22 protein-coding genes are annotated in these 22,702 nt (G+C 66.0%); 5 read left to right on the top strand and 17 right to left on the bottom strand.

All coding sequences use genetic code 11. The annotated features are described in order from the left end of the window. Window positions 1-406 precede the first annotated feature (406 nt). Window positions 407-763 carry a hypothetical protein gene (locus B7G53_RS16430; RefSeq protein ID WP_096669617.1) on the bottom strand — a complete coding sequence of 119 codons (357 nt, stop codon included), beginning with the start codon at window positions 761-763 and terminating at the stop codon, window positions 407-409. Window positions 764-934: 171 nt separating this feature from the next. Between B7G53_RS16430 and B7G53_RS16425 the strand changes: the two genes are divergently transcribed. The 3 genes from B7G53_RS16425 to B7G53_RS16415 are packed head-to-tail and all read left to right on the top strand — an operon-like array spanning window position 935 to window position 2,094. Continuing rightward, on the top strand, window positions 935-1,240 hold the full coding sequence (locus B7G53_RS16425; RefSeq protein ID WP_096669642.1) for a DUF883 family protein: 306 nt from the start codon (window positions 935-937) through the stop codon (window positions 1,238-1,240). A 46-nt stretch (window positions 1,241-1,286) separates the two neighbouring features. Continuing rightward, window positions 1,287-1,727, top strand: a complete 441-nt coding sequence (locus B7G53_RS16420; RefSeq protein WP_096669615.1) for a phage holin family protein — start codon at window positions 1,287-1,289, stop codon at window positions 1,725-1,727. After that, window positions 1,720-2,094, top strand: coding sequence for a hypothetical protein (locus B7G53_RS16415; protein WP_096669613.1), 375 nt, complete (start codon window positions 1,720-1,722; stop codon window positions 2,092-2,094). The genes B7G53_RS16420 and B7G53_RS16415 overlap by 8 nt, the downstream gene beginning before the upstream one ends. A 122-nt stretch (window positions 2,095-2,216) precedes the next feature. Here the strand turns inward: B7G53_RS16415 and panC are convergent, their stop codons facing one another. The 14 genes from panC to B7G53_RS16345 form a co-directional block, all read right to left on the bottom strand. Next, window positions 2,217-3,065: a pantoate--beta-alanine ligase gene (gene panC, locus B7G53_RS16410; RefSeq protein WP_096669611.1), complete on the bottom strand. Its 849-nt coding sequence runs from the start codon at window positions 3,063-3,065 to the stop codon at window positions 2,217-2,219. A 64-nt stretch (window positions 3,066-3,129) separates the two neighbouring features. Further along, window positions 3,130-4,002, bottom strand: a complete 873-nt coding sequence (panB, locus tag B7G53_RS16405) for a 3-methyl-2-oxobutanoate hydroxymethyltransferase (protein WP_096669609.1) — start codon at window positions 4,000-4,002, stop codon at window positions 3,130-3,132. Beyond that, window positions 3,999-5,015 carry a biotin synthase BioB gene (gene bioB, locus B7G53_RS16400; protein ID WP_255250045.1) on the bottom strand — a complete coding sequence of 339 codons (1,017 nt, stop codon included), beginning with the start codon at window positions 5,013-5,015 and terminating at the stop codon, window positions 3,999-4,001. Before bioB ends, panB begins: the two co-directional genes overlap by 4 nt. 82 nt (window positions 5,016-5,097) lie before the next feature. Continuing rightward, complete coding sequence (locus B7G53_RS16395; protein WP_096669607.1) at window positions 5,098-6,318, bottom strand: thiamine phosphate synthase; 1,221 nt, start codon at window positions 6,316-6,318, stop codon at window positions 5,098-5,100. Beyond that, window positions 6,315-7,172: a thiazole synthase gene (locus B7G53_RS16390; RefSeq protein WP_096669605.1), complete on the bottom strand. Its 858-nt coding sequence runs from the start codon at window positions 7,170-7,172 to the stop codon at window positions 6,315-6,317. The genes B7G53_RS16395 and B7G53_RS16390 overlap by 4 nt, the downstream gene beginning before the upstream one ends. 4 nt (window positions 7,173-7,176) lie before the next feature. After that, a complete protein-coding gene (gene thiS, locus B7G53_RS16385) occupies window positions 7,177-7,386 on the bottom strand; it encodes a sulfur carrier protein ThiS (RefSeq protein ID WP_096669603.1) in 210 nt (69 codons plus the stop codon). Next, a complete protein-coding gene (thiO, locus tag B7G53_RS16380; protein ID WP_096669601.1) occupies window positions 7,383-8,459 on the bottom strand; it encodes a glycine oxidase ThiO in 1,077 nt (358 codons plus the stop codon). Before thiO ends, thiS begins: the two co-directional genes overlap by 4 nt. A gap of 37 nt (window positions 8,460-8,496) precedes the next feature. After that, window positions 8,497-10,398, bottom strand: a complete 1,902-nt coding sequence (thiC, locus tag B7G53_RS16375; protein ID WP_096669599.1) for a phosphomethylpyrimidine synthase ThiC — start codon at window positions 10,396-10,398, stop codon at window positions 8,497-8,499. Window positions 10,399-10,647: 249 nt separating this feature from the next. Then, window positions 10,648-11,763, bottom strand: a complete 1,116-nt coding sequence (gene ald, locus B7G53_RS16370) for an alanine dehydrogenase (protein WP_096669597.1) — start codon at window positions 11,761-11,763, stop codon at window positions 10,648-10,650. A 128-nt stretch (window positions 11,764-11,891) separates the two neighbouring features. Then, window positions 11,892-12,545: a hypothetical protein gene (locus tag B7G53_RS16365; RefSeq protein ID WP_217992626.1), complete on the bottom strand. Its 654-nt coding sequence runs from the start codon at window positions 12,543-12,545 to the stop codon at window positions 11,892-11,894. Window positions 12,546-12,757: 212 nt separating this feature from the next. Continuing rightward, window positions 12,758-14,980 (bottom strand): two-partner secretion domain-containing protein, encoded by a 2,223-nt coding sequence (locus B7G53_RS16360; RefSeq protein WP_096669592.1) that lies wholly within the window; start codon window positions 14,978-14,980, stop codon window positions 12,758-12,760. 47 nt (window positions 14,981-15,027) lie between these two features. Beyond that, window positions 15,028-16,782, bottom strand: coding sequence for a ShlB/FhaC/HecB family hemolysin secretion/activation protein (locus tag B7G53_RS16355; protein ID WP_096669590.1), 1,755 nt, complete (start codon window positions 16,780-16,782; stop codon window positions 15,028-15,030). 323 nt (window positions 16,783-17,105) lie between these two features. Beyond that, the gene (locus B7G53_RS16350; protein ID WP_096669588.1) at window positions 17,106-17,978 is read right to left on the bottom strand and encodes a segregation and condensation protein A; all 873 of its coding nucleotides are present in this window, start codon (window positions 17,976-17,978) and stop codon (window positions 17,106-17,108) included. Between the two features lie 89 nt (window positions 17,979-18,067). Continuing rightward, window positions 18,068-18,292: a DUF3460 family protein gene (locus B7G53_RS16345; RefSeq protein ID WP_096669586.1), complete on the bottom strand. Its 225-nt coding sequence runs from the start codon at window positions 18,290-18,292 to the stop codon at window positions 18,068-18,070. Window positions 18,293-18,418: 126 nt separating this feature from the next. On the opposite strand from B7G53_RS16345, the gene bamE reads away from it, so the two are divergent. Further along, a complete protein-coding gene (gene bamE, locus B7G53_RS16340) occupies window positions 18,419-18,940 on the top strand; it encodes an outer membrane protein assembly factor BamE domain-containing protein (protein WP_096669637.1) in 522 nt (173 codons plus the stop codon). Window positions 18,941-18,998: 58 nt separating this feature from the next. On the opposite strand, the gene B7G53_RS16335 is transcribed toward bamE, so the two are convergent. Together B7G53_RS16335 and B7G53_RS23235 are read right to left on the bottom strand one after the other, a co-directional pair. Continuing rightward, window positions 18,999-20,669 carry a SulP family inorganic anion transporter gene (locus tag B7G53_RS16335; RefSeq protein ID WP_096669584.1) on the bottom strand — a complete coding sequence of 557 codons (1,671 nt, stop codon included), beginning with the start codon at window positions 20,667-20,669 and terminating at the stop codon, window positions 18,999-19,001. A 54-nt stretch (window positions 20,670-20,723) separates the two neighbouring features. Further along, a complete protein-coding gene (locus B7G53_RS23235; protein ID WP_255250044.1) occupies window positions 20,724-20,846 on the bottom strand; it encodes a hypothetical protein in 123 nt (40 codons plus the stop codon). Window positions 20,847-20,884: 38 nt separating this feature from the next. Between B7G53_RS23235 and B7G53_RS16330 the strand changes: the two genes are divergently transcribed. Then, on the top strand, window positions 20,885-22,564 hold the full coding sequence (locus B7G53_RS16330) for a sensor domain-containing diguanylate cyclase (RefSeq protein ID WP_176491383.1): 1,680 nt from the start codon (window positions 20,885-20,887) through the stop codon (window positions 22,562-22,564). The last annotated feature ends 138 nt before the right edge of the window (window positions 22,565-22,702 follow it).

Raw genomic sequence — 22,702 nt, 5'->3', positions numbered from 1 at the left:
CATGCACAAGTTGTTGACCATCCTGAATGCGGTCATCAAGTCAGGCAGGCCGTGGCAGGCCACCTTCGGTTGTGCACAGCTTGCCAACGCTTGAAAAAACCTCAAAATGGATTTGACTTTGAACACAGTTGCTGATCCGCTTTTGCCTGTGCTCCTCGGCCCAGCCCGACGGGTGGGGGAAACAAATGCGGGTTCGGGATGGGATGCGGGGAGACATGACGCGCGAAGCGCGTCATGTCGGACTCACGGGACTGTCATGTATGCACGCGCTTGCAGCACACGCGGCCAAATGAAGTCCCCCTCCATCGCCCAGTGGGGCGAGGGCAGGGGATAGGGGTGGGAGTGGGGAGTCCATCCTACTGTCCAGAAAGGACCGCAGGCGCAGCGTGATGCTGCAACGCAGAGGTCACCCCTTCTGCTGCATCTTCTCAATCCGCTCACCCATGCGCGACAGCAGGTACCACCACTCGCTGTCATCGTCGCGGTAGGTCCGCACCGCACCGGCACGGACCAGGATCTTGCGCAGTTCGTCGTCGTCAAAACCGCCCAGGTGTTTTTTCAGCACCTCGAAGGAACGGTCGGTGAAACTTTTGTGGCTCAGGAAATGGCGCGCGGTTTCTTCGGCCATGAACTCGGTGCGGTACTGCTGCTGCAGAGCCTGGATCTGGTGCTTGAACTGCTGCCGGTTCACGGCAAAGGTCACCAGGCCGCCCACAAGCGTGCCCAGCAGGGTGAACAGGGGGGTCAGGAGGTTGGGGTCCATGGCGTGCTCGAGGGTGGGTTGGTTGCCGGATTTTTGCAGCCCGCATTATTGCGGTGAATCAAGTCCACGGCAGGTTTCGGCCTGCCTGCGGCCGGCGGCTTTCGGATGGGACTAAACTGATCGCAGGCTCGCGCAATGCCTGCTTTTTACCACCGCACTTGGGAGCATGCCATGGACAATACCAGCAAGGAAAAACTGATCACCGACATGAAAGTGGTCCTCACCGACGTGGAGGACCTGCTCAAGGCTGCCACCGCCGCCACCGGCGAGACGGCCGCCGCGCTGCGTGAAAAAGCCGCGGGCAAGCTCAAGCTCGCCACCGAAAAACTGACCGGCCTGCAGGAGGCGGCGCTGCTCAAGGGCAAGGAGGCGGCCAAGGTCACGGACGAGTATGTTCATGCGAACCCATGGAAGGCCGTCGGTATCGCGGCCGCGGCCGGTTTCCTGATCGGCCTGCTGGTCAACCGCAGGCCATGATTGCCATGGCGGGCAGCGCCGGTGTGCCGGTGCACCTGTTGTTGCCATGAGCACGTCCACCCCCGAACGCCCCGACGGCGGCCCGCCGCCGCGCCTGTTCGCCTCGCTGCGCCAGTTGGGCCTGACGGCGCTGGCCATGGCGCACACGCGCGTGGCGCTGGCAGGCGTCGAACTCGAGGAAGAGCTGCAGCGGCTGATCGGCCTGTTGCTGAGCCTGCTGGGCCTGCTGGTGTTCGGTCTGGTCGGCGTCCTGATGGTCACCCTGATGGTGGTGCTGGCCGTGGATCCTGCGCAGCGTGTCGCGGTGCTGGCGTTTTTTGCGGCGGTGTACCTGCTGCTGGCCGGCTGGTTCTGGTGGCGCGTGCAGCGCACATTGGCCACGCGGCCACCTTTTCTGCAGGCCACTTTGGCCGAAATGGCGCAGGACCGCGACGCCCTGCAGGCCGCCTCGGTCAGCATGCCGCAGGGCGGAGACCCCCATGGGTAACGCCACCAGCCAGAGCCAGCGGGCGCTGAGAAAGCAGTTGTTGCTGATGCACTCGGCGACCGAGCGCGCCGAACTGGTCCAGGCCCTCGGTGCGGCGCGGCAGTCGGTGGCGGTGCTCAAAGGGGGTGTCCCGGGACTGGCCCTCGGCAAAGGCCTGCCGCTCGCGCTGGGGCTGCTCAAGCGGGCGCCGCTGCTCGCTCCGGCGCTGTCGCTGGTGCTGGCCGGCGCGCGCCGGCCCTTGCTGCGTTACGCCTTGCTCGGTGCGGGTTCGGCCCTGCTGGCGTGGAAGGGTTACCAGTGGCTGGCCGACCAGCGCCGGGCGGCGCCAGTGCCGGCTGACGAGGGCGAGCCGCCGCCTGCCCCTTGATGCGGGTGCGCGGCAACGTTCATGGCCACCTGGTTTTCTGCGTGCTCCTGAATAGATAGCTGCTTGCGTCCGTATCTATTGGGCTGGAGCCATTTTTTTCTTCTAAAAACCGCGGGCTGGCCTCAAATTTCCAGGTTGTCGATCAGCCGCGTGGTGCCCAGCCTGGCCGCGCCCAGCACCACCAGTGCTTGCGCTGCCGCGCTGCCCACGGGCGGCAGCAGGTCGGCGCGGCGGCGCACCGTCAGGTAGTCGGGTGCCCAGCCGCGGGCGGTCAGCGCCTGCATGGCCTGGGCTTCCAGGGCATCGAGCTTGTCCAGCCCCTGCGCCCTGGCGGCTTCGCCCAGCGCCTTCAATGCCAGGGACAGGTGCACGGCTTCGGCCCGCTCCTGGACATTGAGGTAACCGTTGCGCGAGGACAGCGCCAGGCCGTCCGCAGCGCGCAGGGTCTCGCCGGGGACGATGGTTATCGGCAGGGCAAACTGCTGCACCATGCGTCGGATGATCATCAGCTGCTGGTAGTCCTTCTTGCCGAACAGCGCGGTGCCCTCGGACTTGCCGGCGAACACGCAGGAAAAAAGTTTCATCACCACGGTGCTGACGCCGATGAAAAAACCGGGGCGGAAATGCCCTTCGAGGATGTCGGCCAGTTCGGCCGGCGGGTGCACCTTGTAAGTCTGCGGCTCGGGGTAGAGATCGGTTTCCCGCGGCGCGAACAGCACATCGCAGCCGGCGGCCTGCAGCTTGTCGCAGTCGGCCTCCCAGGTGCGGGGGTAGGTGTCGAAATCTTCGTGCGGCGCGAACTGCAGGCGGTTCACAAAAATGCTGGCCACCGTCACGTCGCCCAGCGGTTTGGCCCGGTTGACCAGCGCGATGTGGCCGTCGTGCAGGTTGCCCATGGTGGCCACGAAGGCGGGGTGCTGGAAAAGCGCCAGCGCGGCGCGCAGGACGGGGATGGTGTGAACGATTTTCATGCGGTGCGAACAGGAGTCGGGGCGTAAAGGCCGGAGCCGGAGGGGCGAATATACCGTGTCAGCTTCACCAGGCGTGCAGCGCATCGACCGGGAAGCGGCCTTCCTTGACGGCGCGCACATAGGCCTGCATGGCGCCCTGTACGCTGTGCGCTTCGGCCATGAAGTTGTGCACGAACTTCGGCATTTTTCCCAGGTTCATGCCCAGCATGTCGTGCAGTACCAGCACCTGGCCGGCGGTGCCCACGCCGGCGCCTATGCCTATGGTGGCGCAACGTGTGAGTTCTTTGGTCAGCGCCGCCGACAGCGCGGCCGGCACCATTTCGAGCACCAGCATGGACGCCCCCGCGTCCTGCAACGCATGGGCCTGGCTGGTCAGGGCGGCGGCGGCTTCGTCGCCCCGGCCCTGTACGCGGTAGCCGCCCAGGGCATGCACGGTTTGCGGCGTCAGGCCGAGGTGGGCGCAGACCGGAATGCCGCGTTCGACCAGGAAATTCACGGTCTCGGTGGTCCAGCCGCCGCCCTCGAGCTTGACCATGTGGGCGCCGGCCTGCATCAGCACCACGGCGCTGCGCAGCGCCTGCTCCTTCGACTCGTGGTAGCTGCCAAAGGGCAGGTCGCCGATCAGCCAGGCGGTGGCCTGGGCGCGGCGCAGGCCGCGGGCTACCCCTTCGGTGTGGTGGCGCATGGTTTCCAGCGTCACACCCACGGTGCTGCTGAGGCCCTGGCAGACCATGCCCAGCGAATCGCCGACCAGGATGCACTCGACGCCGGCCGCGTCGGCCACGGCGGCAAAGGTGGCGTCGTAGGCGGTCAGCATGGTGATTTTTTCGCCCTGTGCATGCATCTCGCGCAGGCGCGGCAGGCTGATGGGCTTGCGCATCGCCGGGGGCGGTGCGACGGGCAGCGTGCCGTAGGGGCTGGCCGACGGTTGTGTCATGGCTGTGCTTCGGGGGCTGAACGAGTCATGCCGAGTCGCTCCAGCAGCGCGACGTCGGCACCGGTGTCCGGGTTGCCGGTGGTCAGCAGCTTGTCGCCATAAAAGATGGAGTTGGCGCCGGCCAGGAAACACAGGGCCTGCACCGCGTCACCCATTTGCTGGCGGCCGGCCGACAGGCGCACGCGCGCCTTCGGCATGGTGATGCGTGCGACCGCGATGGTGCGCACGAATTCAAACGGGTCCAGATCGGCCTGATCCGCCAGCGGCGTGCCTTCCACCTTGACCAGGTTGTTGATCGGCACCGATTCGGGGTAGGGCGTCAGATTCGCCAGCTCGGCGACCAGGCCGGCGCGCTGGCGCCGGGTTTCGCCCATGCCGACGATCCCGCCGCAGCAGACCTTGACGCCCGCGCTGCGCACGCGCGCCAGGGTGTCGAGCCGGTCCTGGTAGTCGCGTGTGGTGATGATGTCGCCGTAGAAGTCGGGCGCGCTGTCGATGTTGTGGTTGTAGTAATCGAGCCCGGCGCTTTGCAGCGTTTCGGCGTGGCCGTCTTCCAGCATGCCCAGCGTGGCGCAGGTTTCCAGTCCGAGGGCCTTGACCGTGCGCACCAGCTCGGCGACTTTTTCAATGTCGCGGTCTTTCGGCGCGCGCCAGGCTGCGCCCATGCAAAAACGCGTGGCGCCGGCGTCCTTGGCCCGCTGCGCGGCCAGCCGCACTTCATGCGGCTCCATCAGCTTGGTCGCTTCCACGCCGGTATCGAAGCGCGCTGCCTGCGGGCAGTAATTGCAGTCTTCCGGGCAGCCGCCGGTTTTGACCGACAGCAGGGTGGCAAATTCGACCCGGTTGGGGTCGAAATTTTCGCGGTGCACGGTTTGCGCGCGGTGCATTAACTCGGGAAAAGGCAGGTGGAACAGTGCTTCGATGGCGTCTACGCTCCAGCGAGCGTCGGGGCTGGCGGGGACCGTTTGGCGCGGGCGGTGCAGGGTGACGGGTTGTTCAAAAACATGAGACATGGTTTTCCTCGAGCTAGGGGGTTTTTTGACGAGGACGCACATGGCATTTTCAGCGAAGCCGCGTTCATGTTGTCCTGAATCCTCAAGCGCTGGGTGACAGCGTGAGCGTGGGCTTTGGCAGCAAGGGTACACCAGTGCGGGCCTGCGTGCGACCGCGCTGCACGGCTTGTTGCAGTTGCACGATGGCGGTTTCCGGCGAAGGCGCCGCGGTGACGGCGCTGATCACCGCCACACCGGCGGCACCGGCGCGCGCGGCCTGCTCGGTGCGCAGCACGTCCATGCCGGCAATGCCGACAACCGGCGTGGGCAGCAGCGCGCACCAGTAGGCCAGGTTGTCGTTGCCTTGCGGAATCCACGGCATGGCCTTGGCCTGGGTGGGATGGATGGGGCCGCAGGCGATGTAGCTGGGCCGCAGCGCCCAGGCACGGCAGACTTCCCAATACGCGTGGGTGCTGATGCCCAGCCGCAGGCCGCCCTGGGCGATCGCGGCCAGGTCGGCGACGTGCAGGTCTTCCTGCCCGAGGTGCACGCCGTAAGCGCCTTCCTCGATGGCAAGCTGCCAGTGGTCGTTGATGAAGAGCTGCGCGCCGGCTGGGGTTGCTGCCGCGATGCTCTGGCGGATCTGCTCCCGGACAAAGGCGCGGTGCGCTGGTCCCTCTGCGTCCTTGATGCGCAGTTGTACGGTGCGCACACCCGCGCCCACCACGCGGGCCACCCAGGCGGCGCTGTCCACCACGGCGTACAGGCCCAGGTCGGCATCACTGAGCGCGGAAAAGCCGCTGACCGTCGTGGACCGGGGCAGGCTGAAGTGCGGCAGGTTGGCGCTGCGCTGCGCAAAGTCGGCACGTGGCTGCAGGGGTCCCGTCCCCGTGTGCTGGCTCAAGGCATCGTGTCGCGCCATGCAGGCCATGACGATGGCTTCCATGGCGACAAAACCGCGCGCCAGCGCCTGTGCGGCGGCGTCGGCGAACACGCTGCCCGCGTCAGGTTGGCTTTGGGGGGAGGCGGTCGTGACGGCCGGGCGCAGCCAGCCGCTGGCCTGCGGCGTGTCGGCATAGTCGGCCTCGTCGCCGGTGATCACAACCGCCTCGCAAACGGCGGCGCGCAAACGGGCTGCGGCCTGCGTCACGGCCTCGGGCTGGTCCGGTGCGGGCAAACCCAACAGCGTGGCGGCTTCGCGTTGGTTCAGGCAGAGCAGGGCGGGGCGCGGCAGGTCCGGTGCGCTGCCGGCCAGCAGCCCTTGTATGTCCTTCGCGTTGCCGGCAAAGGTCCAGACCGGTGGGGTGTGGGCGGGTGCTGTCATAGGATGAACGGCCGGCCGGTAACCGGGGTGGAAGCGACAGCCATGTCCTGCTGGGCCATGATGCCGGCCCCATACGCCAGGCGCCCGGACTCGATGCCGAGCTTGAAGGCGCGCGCCATCTGCACCGGGTCGCGCGCATGGGCCACGGCCGAGTTGAGCAGCACGGCGTCGTAACCGAGTTCCATGGCCTGCACCGCATCGGCGGGCGAGCCGATGCCGGCGTCCACGATCAGCGGCACGCCGGGCAGGCGCGCGCGCAGCGTGCGCAGCGCGTAGGGGTTGACCAGGCCCTGGCCCGAGCCGATGGGGGCGCCCCAGGGCATCAGGATGCGGCAGCCGGCGTCGAGCAGGCGCTGGCAGCTGACCAGGTCGTCGGTGCAGTAGGGAAACACTTCAAAGCCGTCGCGCGCCAGTTCGGCTGCGGCCGTCACCAGTTCAAACGGGTCGGGTTGCAGCGTGTGTTCGTCGCCGACCACTTCGAGCTTGATCCAGTTGGTGCCGAACAGTTCGCGCGCCATCTGTGACAAGGTAATCGCTTCACGCGCGCTGCGGCAGCCGGCGGTGTTGGGCAGCAGGCGGGCGCCGCTGTCCCGGATCAGCTGAAAAAAGTCGTTCTGTGTGCCGCCGGCGGCAGCCAGCTGGCGCTTGAGTCCGACGGTGACCACCTGCGCGCCCGAAGCAGCGATGGCCTGCTGCAGGACCTGCGGTGACGGGTAGCTGGCGCTGCCCAGGAAAAAGCGGCTTGTGAGCTCAACACCTGCGATGTGAAAGGTGTCCGTGCCCGCGGGGCCGCCCGAAGGGTTCTGGGCGCCCTGCCTGGGGGCCGCGAACGAAGAAAGCGTGGGGGTGGTCATTGGTCTAGCCTCCTGTGATGGCCTGGAAGGTGAAAACGGCATCGCCTTCCGCGAGCAGGGTTTCCGCCCGCGCGTCGCGTGCCACAAACTCGCCGTTGACCGCGCTGGCAAACGAGGCTGCCGGCTGCCCGCTGGTCTCCAGCAGCTCGGCCAGGGTGCAGCCGCCCGGCACCTGCCGGGACTCGCCGTTGAGGGTGATGTTGATGGTTGTCATGTCAGATGTTGCAGCGTTTGCTCGACCAGTGCCGGCGCAATCAGCCAGCCGTGCCGGAACAGGCCATTGATGCGGACCAGCCCGGGGCTTTGTTCGACGCGCGGCAGATTATCGGGCAGGGCCGGGCGCAGGTTGGTCTCGGTATGAACCATACGCGCTTCGGCCAGTTCCGGAATGATGCTGTGCGCCGCTGCCAGCAGTTCGACCGTGCTGCGCAGCGAGATCGGCGAGCGGTCTTCGCTTTCAATTTCGCTGGCGCCGACGACGATGTGGCCGCCCTCGCGCGGCACCAGGTAGACCCGGTGCCGTGGGTGCAGCAGGCGCACCGGCCGCTGCAGCGCCACGCCGGGCGCATGGAGCCAGATGATTTCCCCGCGCACGCCGCGCACCTGCGGCGTGAAACCGTCGTTGGCTGCCAGGCCGGCCGGGGCGGGCCGCGCCCCGGTACCGCGCACATCGAACACGCAGTCGAACCGGCTGACCCTTTGCGGTGTGTGGATCTCGCCGGCCTGCAGCCGGTTCACCGCCACGCCCCAGTGCCAGTGCACACCTGCCGCGCCGGCGGCATGGGCCAGGGCCTGCATCGCCTGCACTGTATGGATCTGTCCCTCGTGCGGCAGCAGCCAGGCGTGCGCCACGCCATGGACGTCGGGCTCCAGGTCGCGCAGGGCCGCGGCGTCGAGCCGTTGCGGCGCGTGGCTGGCCGGCGCCTTGTGCTGCAGCAGGTCCACCACGCGGTGCGCCGCGCCTTCGTCGCCGCGGTGTGCCAGCAGCAGGCTGCCGCGCCGGTGCAGTTCGACCGGCACGCCCAGGGCCGCCACGATGGCCGGCCACAGCTCCAGCGAACGCAGGCCGAGCGCGAACACGTGTTCGTCGGCCGACTCCAACTCGGCCGTGGGGCTGAGCATGCCGGCGGCGGTCCAGCCGGCCGCATAAGGTGCCGTGCCCGGTCCGCTGACGGGTGCCTGTGGGCCCGGCGCGGGGTCAAAAACCTCGACCGCATGGCCGGCCCGGCTCAGTTCGAAGGCCAGCAGCCGCCCGAGCAGGCCTGCGCCTGCGATGCCGATGTGCATGATGATGTCCGCCTTTTTTTTGCGTGCGCCCAGACGCTCAGAGCTTCTGGATGGGGATGTAGATTTCGCTGCCGCCCTCGCGGAACTCGGCCGATTTTGCCTGCATTCCCTGGTCCAGCGCCGCGTTTTCCGCAATACCTTGTTGTGCCGCAAACTCGCGCACTTCCTGGCTGATTTTCATGGAGCAGAACTTCGGTCCGCACATGGAGCAGAAGTGCGCGACCTTGCTGACTTCCTTGGGCAGGGTTTCGTCGTGGAATTCGCGCGCCGTGTCCGGGTCCAGCGACAGGTTGAACTGGTCGTGCCAGCGGAATTCGAAGCGCGCCTTCGACAGCGCCTCGTCGCGCGCGCGGGAGGCCGGGTGCCCCTTGGCCACGTCGGCGGCGTGCGCGGCGATCTTGTAGGCAATGATGCCTTGCTTGACGTCGTTGCGGTCCGGCAGGCCCAGGTGTTCCTTGGGCGTGACGTAACACAGCATGGCGGTGCCGAACCAGCCGATCATGGCTGCGCCGATGGCGCTGGAGATGTGGTCGTAGCCCGGCGCGATGTCGATGGTCAGCGGACCCAGGGTGTAAAACGGCGCTTCGTGGCAGTGTTTGAGCTGCTCGTCCATGTTGGCCTGGATCATGTGCATGGGCACGTGGCCGGGCCCTTCGATCATGGTCTGCACATCGTGTTTCCAGGCGATTTTGGTCAGTTCGCCGAGCGTGCGCAGTTCGGCAAACTGCGCCTCGTCGTTGGCGTCGGCGCCCGAGCCGGGGCGCAGGCCGTCGCCCAGAGAAAAACTCACGTCGTAGGCCTTCATGATCTCGCAGATCTCCTCGAAGTGCGTGTACAGGAAGTTTTCCTTGTGGTGCGACATGCACCACTTGGCCAGGATGGAGCCGCCGCGCGAGACGATGCCGGTACGGCGATTGGCCGTCATCGGGATGAAAGGCAGGCGCACGCCGGCGTGGATGGTGAAGTAGTCCACGCCCTGCTCGGCCTGCTCGATCAGCGTGTCGCGGTAGATCTCCCAGCTCAGGTCTTCGGCGACGCCGCCGACTTTTTCCAGCGCCTGGTAAATCGGCACCGTGCCGATGGGCACCGGCGAGTTGCGAATGATCCAGTCGCGCGTGGTGTGGATGTTTTTGCCGGTGGACAGGTCCATCACGTTGTCGGCGCCCCAGCGGATCGCCCAAACCAGTTTTTCGACCTCTTCATCGATGCTCGAAGTCACCGCCGAGTTGCCAATGTTGGCATTGATTTTCACCAGGAAGTTGCGGCCGATGATCATCGGCTCGACTTCGGGGTGGTTGATGTTGGCCGGAATGATGGCGCGGCCGCGTGCCACCTCGTCGCGCACGAACTCGGGCGTGACGAAGGCGGGCAGCTGCGCGCCCATGGGGTTGCCGCGTACGCGGGCCGCGCGTTCGGCATCGCCCAGGTACTCGGCCATCCATTCGCGTTTCGTGTTTTCGCGCAGCGCGATGTATTCCATTTCCGGCGTGATGATGCCGCGGCGGGCGTAGTGCATCTGGGTGACGTTGGCGCCGGCCCTGGCGCGCCGTGGTGTGCGTTGCAGCCCGGCGGCCTGGGCGCGCAGGGCCGCGATGCGTTGGGCTTCCGGGTCTTGCGGATCATCGCGGTCCTGGCGGCGCGTGCCGTCATCAACCGCCTGGGCCGCACGGCCAGCGTACACCTCGGTGTCGCCGCGTGCCTCAATCCACGGCGTGCGCAGGACTTGCAGCCCGCGACGCACGTCGATGTCGGCGGCCGGGTCGGTGTAGGGGCCGGAAGTGTCGTAGAGCGTGGCGGATTCGCCGTTGCTCAGGCTGACTTCACGCATGGGCACGCGAAGGTCTGCATGAACCTGGCCGGGCACGTAGACCTTGCGCGAGGCGGGGAAGGGCTCACGGGTGAGGGACAGCAGCTGGGCGAACTTGTCGGGAGCGTTCATCGGTGCATTCCTTGGCGTGCGTTGCCGCACAAAATGCTCCGAAGGTGTGGCCGACACCAGCGCTGTGGTGTTGGTCGTTGACTGGGCAGCCGGGGACCGGTGGACAGTCAGCTCTTCTTACGTCGGTACGAACCGATTCAAGTTCACGGGTTTGGGTTGGCCATCTCAGCGGCCCGACCACCATGGTCGGGCTGCACCCCGGAGCAAGGTCATTCTAGTACAGTGTTGCAAACGCCGGTAGCCCGGCCTTCAGCCCAGCAGGCGGTCGGCCGGCACCCAGAGGTGGCCGAGCTGCCGCGCCACCGCTTCATGCGTCACATGGCCTTGCGCCACGTTCAAGCCCTCGCGCAGGTGCGGGTCCTCGCGCATGGCCTGCTGCCAGCCCTTGCCGGCCAGCGCCAGCACGCAGGGCAGCGTCGCGTTATTGAGTGCCAAGGTCGCCGTGCGCGCCACATTGCCGGGCATGTTGGCCACGCAGTAGTGCACCACGCCGTCCACCACAAAGGTCGGATCGGCGTGCGTGGTGGGGTGTGAGGTCTCGAAGCAGCCGCCCTGGTCAATCGCCACGTCCACCACCACCGCGCCTTGTTTCATGCGCGCGACCAACGCGCGGCTCACCAGTTGGGGTGCCGCGGCGCCCGCCACCAGCGCGCAGCCGATCACCAGCTCGGCGCCGAGCACCGCGTCTTCAATGGCCTGGGCGCTGGCCTGCAAGGTGGTGATGCGGTTGCCGTGGAGCTGGTCCAGCGCGCGCAGCCGCTCCAGCCCGCGGTTGAGCACGGTGACCCGTGCGCCCATGCCGACGGCGACCTGCGCTGCATGGGCGCCCACGGTTCCTGCGCCGAGGATCACCACGTGGCTGGCGGGCACGCCCGGCACGCCGCCGAGCAGCACGCCCATGCCGCCGCGCGACTTCTCCAGATGCGCCGCGCCCACCTGCACCGCCATGCGGCCGGCCACCTCGCTCATGGGCGCCAGCAGCGGCAGCGTGTGCTGGCGCCCGGTGACGGTTTCGTAGGCAATACAGATGGCTCCGGACCGGATCAGGGCCGCTGTGAGCGCGGGATCCGGTGCCAGGTGGAGGTAAGTGAAGAGGATCTGTCCGGGGCGCAGCAGGGCCAGTTCCGGCGGTTGTGGCTCCTTGACCTTGACGATCATGGCGGCCTGCGCAAACACGGCTGCTGCATCCGACACCAGCGTGGCGCCGGCAGCCTGGTAGTCGGCGTCACCCAGCCCAATGGCGGCACCGGCGCCAGTCTGCACCAGCACGGAGTGGCCGCGGGCGGTCAGCTCGCGCACACTGGCCGGCGTCAGGCCGACCCGGTACTCGTGGTTCTTGATCTCTCTGGGTACACCGATCTTCATGGGGCACTCCCGGGCACGAGCGTCATGGTGCCGTGCCCCGAGCTTAGCCGAAGTGAGCGGGCGCGGGAGGCCTGGATCCGGGGTCCTGCGATCGCCGGATTGCGCCGCGCCCGCAGGTCGCCGCTGCCTTATTGGGCAGATGGGGCGGCCGGACTTGACGCGACCGTCGCGGGCGCGTCCGTGATGTCGTAGGAGCCAAAGACGTCCCGGGCGGACCGGGTTTCAGGCAGAACGTAGACGATGCCGTTCGTTCCGGTGAAGGCCGGACTGACCACTTTTTCGTAAAAATTCACCGGAACATTGATGCAGCCGTAGGAAACCCGGTTGTCATCGGTTGTGGCGCTGTTCAGGCGCTGCGCGCGCTGTTCGCTGGGCTTGCCTTTGACCACGCGATGCAGCGAGATGGCCGTGTCGTAGTCCACCCAGAGCATTTCCTCGCCATGGATATCGGGAGCCAGGGATGCGACGAAACGACCGGCGGGTGTCGTCCGTTCCTCGGGGCGAATGGTGGACATCTTGCGCTCGCCAATGCCCGGCACGGAATCGTCGCCACGCGCCAGGCCCAGCAGCGCAGGCGCCGCGGCTTGCAGCCGGCCGTCGGCGTTGAACATCAGCACCTTGGCATGGACTTTGTCCACGATCATGAAGGGCATGCCCTGGTTGTCTCCGGAGTGGACGACCCAGTCAGCGATGTGGGAAGCCTCCGGGGACGCGCGTTCCTGGCCGAAATGGGCGCGCCTGGAATGACTGCTCGCCAGGCTTCCCGCAGGAAGGTTGGCCATGGCTGGGCCGGATGGTGTTGCGGACGGCGGGTTGGGGCCAGGCGGCTGTCCCACCTCCACCCCGGCAAAGGCCGCAGAATACGCCAGGCTTGCCGCCAGCAAAGCCAGGCAGAGTCCAGCCTTTTTCAGACCGGATCCCTGCTGCGCTTTCGCTATCTGCATCGGCATGCCGTAAACCTGTACGTAAGACTCATCCAACAGATATGCGGTGATCAGTTACGCGCTGGCCGGGGTGCATAACGTGGTGCGACGTACGGCGGCGGCGGGGCGAACGGTATCACCGTGGGCGCCACCTCTTCTTCCTTGGTGACGAAAAAGACATCACCAGCGTCAGACATGTAGGTTGGCATCAGCCCCGAACGATACGAGGCCAGAGTGACGAGTGCCGGCATGGCCAGTTCAACATACGGTAGATTGAAACTGCCATCCGAGTTCAAACCGGTGACGGCCGGCCTGATGGTCGCGGTTGTTTTCTGAACGATGGGCCCGCAGCAATTCGACGCGAAAGCATACTGGCTGGCATTCGGCCCACCCAGCGTGTAGCCGCTGAAGGTGACGGCTTTATTCGTTCCTGCGGTCGCATTGTCGAAAGTGGCGGTGGCCCCGGGGCCGGCAATCAGGCTCACGCCGGCTGGGTTGCCTTTGAGTGTGGTGAGAACGGCATTGGTGGTGCCATCGAAGTATCTGATGACATCGGGGAAGACCAGCATGCGCTGCGTCAGCGTCGCACCTGCGGTCAGGGTGAATTTGGGCGCATAGTCCGTCGGCGTGGTGTACGAGATGGGGTTGTAGGTGATGAGGACCGGCGCGTTGGTGACGGCCACGGGTGGCGCGAGTGGCGCGAAGATCACCGTGCCGCCCGCGATGCCCGGGCCGGTGCCGTCCGTGTCCGCGCTGATGGTCAGGCCCCGGGGCAGGCCGAGGCTGCGGGTGGGATCCAGCGTCCCATTGGTCACCGTGATCTTGCTGCTGATGTTGACATCGTTGGCCGCGCACATCATGAGGTTGCCATCGGTGGTGGTGATGGCGGCATTGACGTTGACATTGCGCCCGGCGCTCAGCAGGATGCTTCCGTTGGTGGTGGTCAAGGCGGCGTTCACATTGACATCGCGTCCGCAGCAGACTGAAAAATTCCCGTTGGTGGCCGTGACTGCCGCATTGATGTTGGTGTCCCGGTCGGCCGTAAGGGTGAGGGTCGTCGGGGCGCCGGCGGCTGTCCAGGTGATCGCGTCGTTGACAAAAATATCACCGTTGCCGGTGCCGGCTGCCGTCGTGATGGTGATGCTGTTGTTCACCAGCTGGGCCGAGAGCGTGACACCGGAAATGTTGCCGCCCGCGCCGATGATGAAGTCCTGCGGATCGATCAGCCAGGTGCCCATCAGGCCCTGAGGCGCTGCGGTGGTGACGCGTACATCGTCGCGGATGCTGACGCGCGCCGCCGAGGTTTCAATGAAGCCGCCGTTGCCGCCATTCGGGGCGCTGGCATCCAGCGTGCCGCTGACATTCATGGTGCCGCTCTGCATGTCGCCCAGCAGCAGGATGGTGCCGTTGCGGCTTCCAATGGTCTGCGCCTGGATCACACCGGTGTTGTTGACCGCGGTTTGCAGCAGGTCGCCGGCCGCCTGGGCCGTCAGCAGCACGCGGCCGCCATCGGCGCGAATCAGGCCGCCGTTTTCAACCAGCGCGTTGACCGCGCCCTGGGCCACCGAAATATTGAGCAGGCCGTCGCCGGCCACGTCCATGGTGACGGCATTGCCGGCGGCAAGCGCTACCGAACCGAGTCTGGCGGAAATCACGCCCTGGTTGCTGACGGTTTTGCCCATCAGTGCCACGTAGCCGCCATCGGCCGCGGTGATGTTGCCCTGGTTGACGACCGAGCCGCTTCCCGCGTCGGTGAAGGAATAATCGCCTGCCATGAACTTGGCATCGCTAAGACTCATGGTGGAGGCGACCAGCCCGCCGACGTTCACCGATGCGCCGCTGCCGAACAGGACGCCGTTCGGGTTGAGCAGAAAGACCCTGCCGTTGGCCGAGAGGTTGCCCATGATGCTGGACGGATCGGTGCCCAGGACCCGGTTCAGGGCCACCGACGTGCTGCCGGGCTGTACGAACTGCACGGTCTGGCCGGCGGCAATGCCGAAGCTCTGCCAGTTGATCACCGTGTTGGCGGTGGATTGCGTGATGGTGGTGGTAGACGCACTGCTGGTGATGCTGGCGCCACCGGCCGCCACCACACCGCCTGTGGGCAGGGCATAGGCAGCGGCGCCCAGGCCGAGCATCAGACAGGCTGACAGCGCCTTGATGGCGAAGTTCGCGGCGCCGGGGCGTCCTGTCGTGGATGAGGATTTTTTCTTGCCTGCGCCGCCGGCGTTTTCAGACACGGCGACGAAGGTGCCGGAGCTGTTGTTCCAGATGGATTGGTGAATTCGGTTCATGGGTGAGTCCTTGTGTGCTGTCGTGTTGGCGCAGAAGCTGACAAATGTCAGAAATACTTGATGGCCTGGATCCAGAACCGGCCTGACTTGTCGGGGGCGGAGATCGCCTCTTCGTTGCCGAGCTTGCGGGCGTAGTACGTCCTCACCAGGAAGTTGCCGGGTTCGCCCCAACTGGCGCCCACGCCGTAAGCACCCAGGTTTCTGTGGTTGTTCCCGGTGAACCAGGGGTTTTTGTGAATCGTGACGCTGCCGGCGTCAACAAAACCGATCAGGTGCACCTGGCCCGGCACGCGTTCCGAAAGCCCCGCCAGCAGCAGCCGGGCTTCGAGGTTGACCAGGTAGCCCTGGTCGCCGGAGGCTTCACCTTGGGGATAGGCGCGCACGCCGTTCATGCCGCCCAGGTCCATCTTCTCCGATGAATCGAGGTTTTTCGAGGCGACCTGACCGCTGATGGAGCCATACAGCGACACGAGGTTGGTGACGCGCTGCAGCCGCGTGGCCGTGAAGGCGAGCTTGTTGTAGGAACCATTGCTTCGGGCGCTCGCCGCGTCCGCGGCCAGCGCCGCCGGCGTTTGTATGTCGAGGTTGCCGATTGACCAGGTCAGCGAATAGGCGCTGATCCCGCCGCCGCCCAGATTGTCCCGGTGGTCGCCATAAAGACTGGCCAGCAACACGTCGGCTTTCCTGTCGGTGACCGATGGGGGGATGGTGCTGTCTATCCTGTCCTGGAACGTCCGGGCTTCATACGCGAGCTGTGTGTACAGGTTGTTGTTGCGTGAACGGATCAGCGGACGGATGCCGTAGATGCTGGCAATCTCTGCCGTGCCGTTGGCGCCAAGAGGGGCAAATTCCTTGCCCAGTTCATATTCCAGCCGGCTGTAAGCGACGCCCACGGTGGTTTTGCCGAACGGCACCTGGTAGGACGCGCGGCCGTAGTTGAGCCCGGAGCCGGAGGTGACGGCGCGCACGCTGGCCTGGTCGCCCAGCCCCAGCGGATTGTTGAGGTTGACGGTCGCGCCCAGTCGGTATTCGCCGGTGTAGCGGTTACCGGCGTTGTCGAAGTCGACGCTGCCGCTCACGCGTTTTCCCGGCGTCAGATCAACAATGAGATCGGAAGTGCCCGGCGTGGCGCCCGGGACCAGCGTCGATTTGACATTCACCCCCGGCGTGTCCGACAGCAGCAGCAGTCGGCTCTCCAGCGGATCATTGGTGATGGGATCGCCGCTGTTCAGGCCGCCAAGCAGCCGGTAGGCCTGGTCGTCGGAAAGTGTGCTCTGGTTGCGCAGGATGATCTTGCCGTATTGACCCTCGCTGACCTCGATGGTGACGGTGTTGTTCGCAATCTGCTGCGCGGGCAGGTAGGCCCGGGCCACAAAATAGCCGTTTTTTGCATAGTGGGTCGTGATCTTCGACGCCATGGCGTTCAGATCGGTGAGTGTCAGCTCGGTGCCGGGGGTGAAGCCGGTGATCGCGATCAGCTCGGCTTCGGTATAAGCTTTGGCGCCCGTGACGCGCAGGCTGCGGACCAGGATTTTTGCCTCATCCGCAGTGGAGGCGACGGGCGCGGTCCCTCTTTCGATGCGGATTTCGGGCGGTGCTTTTTGCGGCACCGGGGCCGCAGGAATCTGCTGCATCTGGCTGCCGGCGCCGGGGATCTGTTGGGCCAACAGGCTTTGGCTGAGCACCAGGAGCGCAAACGGCACCAGGCTTTTGTTCAGGGGAAAACGCCAGGAATCGCAGCGCCGGGAAGCGGTGGACAAATGGGTGTCGATTGCCCGGTCGGGTCGTTGCGTCTGGTGCATGGTGCTTGGCCTTGTAGTACCAAGCCATCATGACCGTGCATTTTGTTAAAAAATGTAGGCGGGCAGGCCGAGAAAACGTAATAAGTTACTGAATCAGTAAAAAAAACAACACCTTATCAATTGTTCGCTGGTATTCGTATTTTTGGCGGTGCGACACAGGGATGAGTGACCTTCAACGGCAGTCAGCTCCGGTCCCGCCGGCGCGCAGATGGACCAAGCGGGTGCCCGTTGAAGTGTGCGCCCGGGTTGGGCGTGAGAAACCCGCAGCACACTGCGGGGCGCAGCGGCCAGCGGTGGCATGCACCACCGGCCATGCCGGCCGGTCAGGCCGGCGTGTAAGCCAGGCGCACGTAAATCGGCGCGTAGGCCTCGGCCTGGGTCACGTCGATCAGGCCTTCCTTGGAGAGTTCAAGCAGCGCGATGAAGGTGACCACCAACACCGGCATGCCGCGGGCGGTTTCGAACAGGTGCTCGAACTCGACAAACTTCTGGCCCTGCAGCTTGCGCAGCACGATGCTCATGTGTTCGCGCACCGAGAGCTCCTCGCGGGAGATCACATGGTGCTGCACCAGCTTGGCGCGTTTGACGATGTCGCGCCAGGCTTCCTGCAGGTCGACCACGCTGACCTCGGGGAAACGCGGCTGCAGCGCCTGCTCCACATAGACCTGGGCGCGCAGGAAGTCGCGGCCAAACTGCGGGATGTCGTTGAGTTTGTGGGCCGCCAGCTTGATCTGCTCGTATTCCAGCAGGCGGCGCACCAGTTCGGCGCGCGGGTCTTCCGGCTCCTGGCCGTCGGCGACCTTTTTCGGCGGCAGCAGCATGCGCGACTTGATCTCGATCAGCATCGCGGCCATCAGCAGGTACTCGGCGGCCAGTTCCAGGTTGGTGGCGCGGATTTCATCGACATACACCAGGTACTGGCGCGTGACAGCCGCCATCGGGATGTCGAGGATGTTGAAGTTCTGCTTGCGGATCAGGTACAGCAACAGGTCCAGCGGACCTTCGAAGGCTTCCAGGAACACCTGCAGCGCGTCGGGCGGAATGTACAGGTCCTGCGGCATCGCAAACAGCGGCTCGCCGTACAGGCGGGCCAGCGCGACCTGGTCGATCACCGCGGGCATGCCGGCCAGCGGCAGCGCGTCGGGCGGCGAACCCGGCTCGGACGGCGAGGGCGGCAGTTCGGTGATCGTGGACATGGGGGTGGGGCGGTGGCGTCAGTAACTATGAAAACAATAGCTGTCTGCGCATATCCAGCAAGGGCTGGAGGCCTTTTTGACTATGGGTCTCAGGACTGTTCGCTGTTCGGGTGGCCGCTGGTGCCATACACATAGGGCTGCTGCGGCACGCGGGCATCCTGGTAGTCGGCCTGCTCGGAACGGTCCAGCTCCTTGTCCCACCAGATCGCGCGACCCTCGCGCTGTTCGGCCTCCAGCGTGGGTTTTTTCGCCTTGAGTTCCTCAATGAACTGGGTCACTTCCGAGGTGTAGTGGGGGCGGGCGAAAATGGACATGGGACTAAACTGCCTGAAATGTTGAATTGACGGATTTTACCGGGGACCATCATGCGCCTGCCTTTTTTCGTTTTCCGGGCAGGCCGCGCAGTGACGGGCCGGGCGCACACAAGGGGCTGGGCTCTCATGGGACTGCTGTCGGTATTGCTGGGGATGGCGGGTTGCGACCCGCAGCGCATCGCCGAACTCGAGGAGGGTGTGGCCACCGAAGCCGATGTGCGCGCCCGCTTCGGCGAGCCCGAAAAAATCTGGGCAGCCGCCGACCTGGCCGGCAACCCCTTTCCCGGCGTGGCCGCCCAGCCCGGTGCGCGCACGCTGGAGTACAACCGCCAGCCCGAGGGCCAGGTCAACTACATGATCACCATCGGCCCGGACGGCAGGATGAGCGCGTTGCGCCAGGTCCTGACGCCGCAGAATTTCGCGCTGGTGCTGCCCGGCATGCCCATGGAGCAGGTGCGCAAGATGCTGGGCAAACCGATGCGGGTCACGCCGTATGCCCTGCAGCAGGAAACCCACTACGACTGGCGTTACCTCTCGCCCCCGGTCACGTCGAGAATTTTCACCGTGGTGTTTGACCGGGAACTGCGCGTTGTGCGCACCGCCTCGGTCGATGCCGAGGTGACCGGGCCGAGCGGTCCCAGCCGCTGAAATCAGGCGTCAAAAGGGGTTGCATCCCTTATGAAATAGGCGCGAGCAGCTATCATTTTCATAGTTCTTCCACCTTCGCCAGAAAGCCTGCACGCGCCATGACCGCGCGTGGCTGGGCGTTCAGGCCGGAGATCACCAGCCGGCCGCCGCGCAGCACGATGGCCTTGTGCAGCTGACCCAGCACATCCAGCCCCGAGGCATCGAGCGACTGCAATGACTGGGCATCGAGGCGCACCAGCAGGCCCTGCGGGGCGCTTTCCACCACCGACAGCACCGGGTCGATCTTGGCGACCGCGCCGAAAAACAGCGAACCATAGAGCTGGAAGTGGATGGAGTCGTCGGTGCGTCCGGTCTCCACCACCTGGAACAAACTGCTCATGCGTTGCACAAACAGCACGCAGGCCAGCAGCATGCCGACCTGCAGCGCCACCGTGAGGTCAAACACCACGGTCAGCAGGAATGTGCCCAGCATCAGCAGCCGGTAGTGGTTGCTGTACTGGCGCAGGTGGGCAAACTCGCGCCACTCGCCCATGTTCCAGGCCACATGCAGCAGCAGGCCCGCCAGTACCGCCAGCGGCACATGCACGGCCAGCGGCGCGGCGATCAGCACCACCCCCACCAGCAGGAGGGCATGCACCAGGCCGGCGATCGGGGAGGTGGCGCCCGCCCGCAAGTTGGTCACGGTGCGGGCGATCGTGCCGGTGGCCGGCATGCCGCCGAAAAAAGGCACGACGAAGTTGGCGACGCCCTGGGCCATCAGCTCCTGGTTGGGGTCGTGCTTGGGCAGGCCGGACATCTGGTCGGCGACACGTGCGCACAGCAGCGACTCCACCGCGCCCAGCACGGCGATGGTCAGCGTGGGTGGCAGCAGCAGCCGCACCGTGTCCCAGGAAAAATCGGGCAGTGCGAAGGCCGGCAGCGCGCGCGGAATACCGCCAAAACGCGAGCCTATGGTTTCCACCGGCAGACTCAGCAGCCAGGCAAAGGCTGTCAGCGTGATCAGCGCCACCACCGGTCCCGGCACGCGCGACACCACCCGGGTGGCCCCCATCAGCTGCAGGCCCTCGACCACCTGCACCCGCTTGATCAGGCGCGCGGCCAGACCATTACCGGCGCCGTTACGGACGGCAAACAGTTTCGGCCAGAGCACCAGGCCCAGAAAGCAGACCACGCCCAGGCCCAGGGCACTGGCGTTGAAGGAGTCCCTATGGGCGGCCAGGGCCTTGATCTGCGAGAAAAAGTCCGCCGGCATCTTGGCAATCTGCAGGCCCAGCAGGTCCTTGAGCTGCGACAGCGCAATCAGCACGGCAATGCCGTTGGTAAAACCGACGACGATGCTGACCGGGACGTAGCGCACCAGCGTGCCCATTTTGAGAAACCCGAGCAGGAACAGCAGCACGCCGGCGCAGGCGGTGGAAATCAGCAGGTTGGGCAGGCCGTATTGTTCGACGATGCCGTAGACGATCACGATGAAGGCGCCCGCCGGCCCGCCAATCTGCACGGCCGAGCCGCCCAGCAGCGCAATCAGCCCGCCGGCAATGATGGCGGTCCAGATGCCGGCCTGCGGCGACAGCCCCGAGGCAATCGCAAAAGCCATGGCCAGCGGCAGGGCCACGATGCCGACCGTCATGCCCGCACCCAGGTCCTTGCTGAAGCGTTCGCGCGTGTAGCCGCGCAGCGCCAACAGGATGCGGGGCCGAAAAGGCGCGAGGTAGGCGGGCAAGTTCATCAGAAGACTCCAGAATGACACATCGGCCGGGTTCCTCCCCCAACTGTGGGATGGTCAGGCCGGGAGTCCCTTGCTAAAGTGGGACACGTCTTTTTGTTTCAAATACCTGCGGTTGCTCATCTTAAGCCGCGCACGCACGCTCCATGCCACTTTTCCCCAGCCGTTGGTGTTGGTCATGTCGGGTCACGGGCCGCCCCGGCCGGGCACTGCTCGCCTTGGTCGCCGGTGGCCTGGCGGCCTGTTGGCTGGCGGCCGGTCCGCCGGTGTTGGCGCAGACAGCGTCGGCCCCGGCCGCCGGATGGCTGGGCCGGCAGGGCGAAGCGCTGGTCCTGGTGGATACCTCGGGTGAGCAGACGCTGGAGCAGGTTCAGCAGCGCTTTGCTCGCGGCGAGGCCACACCGGCCAGCGCCGAGCGCATCATGCCGGCCGGCGGCGCCGTGGCCCTGTGGTATCAGTTGGCCTTGCCTGCTGTCAGTGAACCGACCCCGATGGTGCTGGCGCTGCTGCACCCCGGCATGAACCGCGTGGACCTGTACCGGCCCGCAGCCGATGGCGGCTGGCGTGCCCTGCGTTCGGGCGATTCGATCCCGGTCGCGCAATGGCCCTTGCCCTACCTGCATCCGGCGTTCGAGTTGGTGCAGCAGCCGGGGAAGGCCCGGCCCAGCTACCTGCGGGTGCAGCACAGCCATCCCATCAGCGTGCGCTGGACCGTGTGGTCCGCGCGCGATTTCCAGGCGTCCAGCAAGCGCTGGCATTTTCTGCTGGGCGCCTATGTCGGGCTGGTGGCGCTGGTGCTGGTGGTCTGTACCGTCAACGCCTATTTCTGGCGCGACTCCGTTCATTTCTATTACGCGGCCTATGTGCTGGTGATGGCCTTGGGCCAGCTCTCGCTCACGGGCCTGGCCGGCGAGTATTTCTGGCCCGACAACCCCTGGTGGAATGACGTGGCATCCAATGTGCTTCCGGTGACGGGTGCAGCGCTGGGCCACCTCTTCATGCGTGAGCTGGTGCGCGGGCGCGGCGCCCGCTGGGCCACCCGCCTGATGCTGGTGATGGGGGGCGCCGGTGCCGTACTGGCGCTGTGTTTCCTGTTTGTCGGACGCAACCCGTTTTTTGCGATCTCCGGACCCTACTACCTGGCCAGTTTCGCGATTTACCTCGGTGTGGCGCTGTGGTACGCCTGGCGCATTCCGGGCGTCGGCCTGTGGGTGCTGGCCGGCGTGCTGGCGATGCTGGCTGGCGCCGTGTTCCCGGTCCTGCGCAACATGCAGCTGGTGCCCGTGTCCTTCATGACGCAATACGGGGCGCAGCTGGGCGTGGCCCTGGAGATCCCGTTGCTGCTGGTCGCCCTGTACCTGCGCAACCGGGAATGGCGCGACAACCGGGCGCGTATCGACACCATGGACCGGATTGACCCGCTGACCGGTGCGGTCAACCACCGGGTAATGCTCGAGCGTTTGCAACAGTTGCTCATTGCCCAGCTGCGCGAGCCGGCTTCGGGGGCGGTGCTGCGCGTGCGCATCGGCAACATCCAGGCGATCCGCGACGAATACGGCCTGCAGGTGGCGCAGATGGCGCTGGTCCATGCGGGGGCCTGCATCACGCGGGTGGCCCGGGAGGGCGACACCGTGGCGCGCCACCGCGACGGCGATTTTGTGCTGATCCTCAAGGGCCGCGTCACGCGCGACCAGCTCTCGGACATGGGGCAGCGCCTGATCGCGCGCGGCCTGGCCCCCAGCGAACTGCTGCCACCGGGTGCGGTGTTGCAGCTCAAGGTTGCCATCGCTGTGGCACCGTTTCAGGCGGCGGGGGTGGCCCTGCTGCTGCAGGCGCTGGAGGCGGCGGTCACCGAGATGGCGGCCCGTCCGGGCAAGGCCCTGCGATTTGTCGCCTGAGCTTGAGGAAGCGCCGAACAAGTCCCCTGCGGCGCGCGATCAGCCGGGCTCGGGCGGTCTGCGACGTTGAATTTCTTGCCAATAGCCAACTATTGGCTGCGAAATCCGCCTTGCATCCCATCCCGATCCGGCTGCCGC

It is taken from the genome of Polaromonas sp. AET17H-212, assembly GCF_002379085.1.
Taxonomy (GTDB): Bacteria; Pseudomonadota; Gammaproteobacteria; order Burkholderiales; family Burkholderiaceae_C; genus Polaromonas.
Note: the sequence above shows the minus strand (reverse complement) of the source record. Positions and strands in the feature narration are given on the sequence as shown.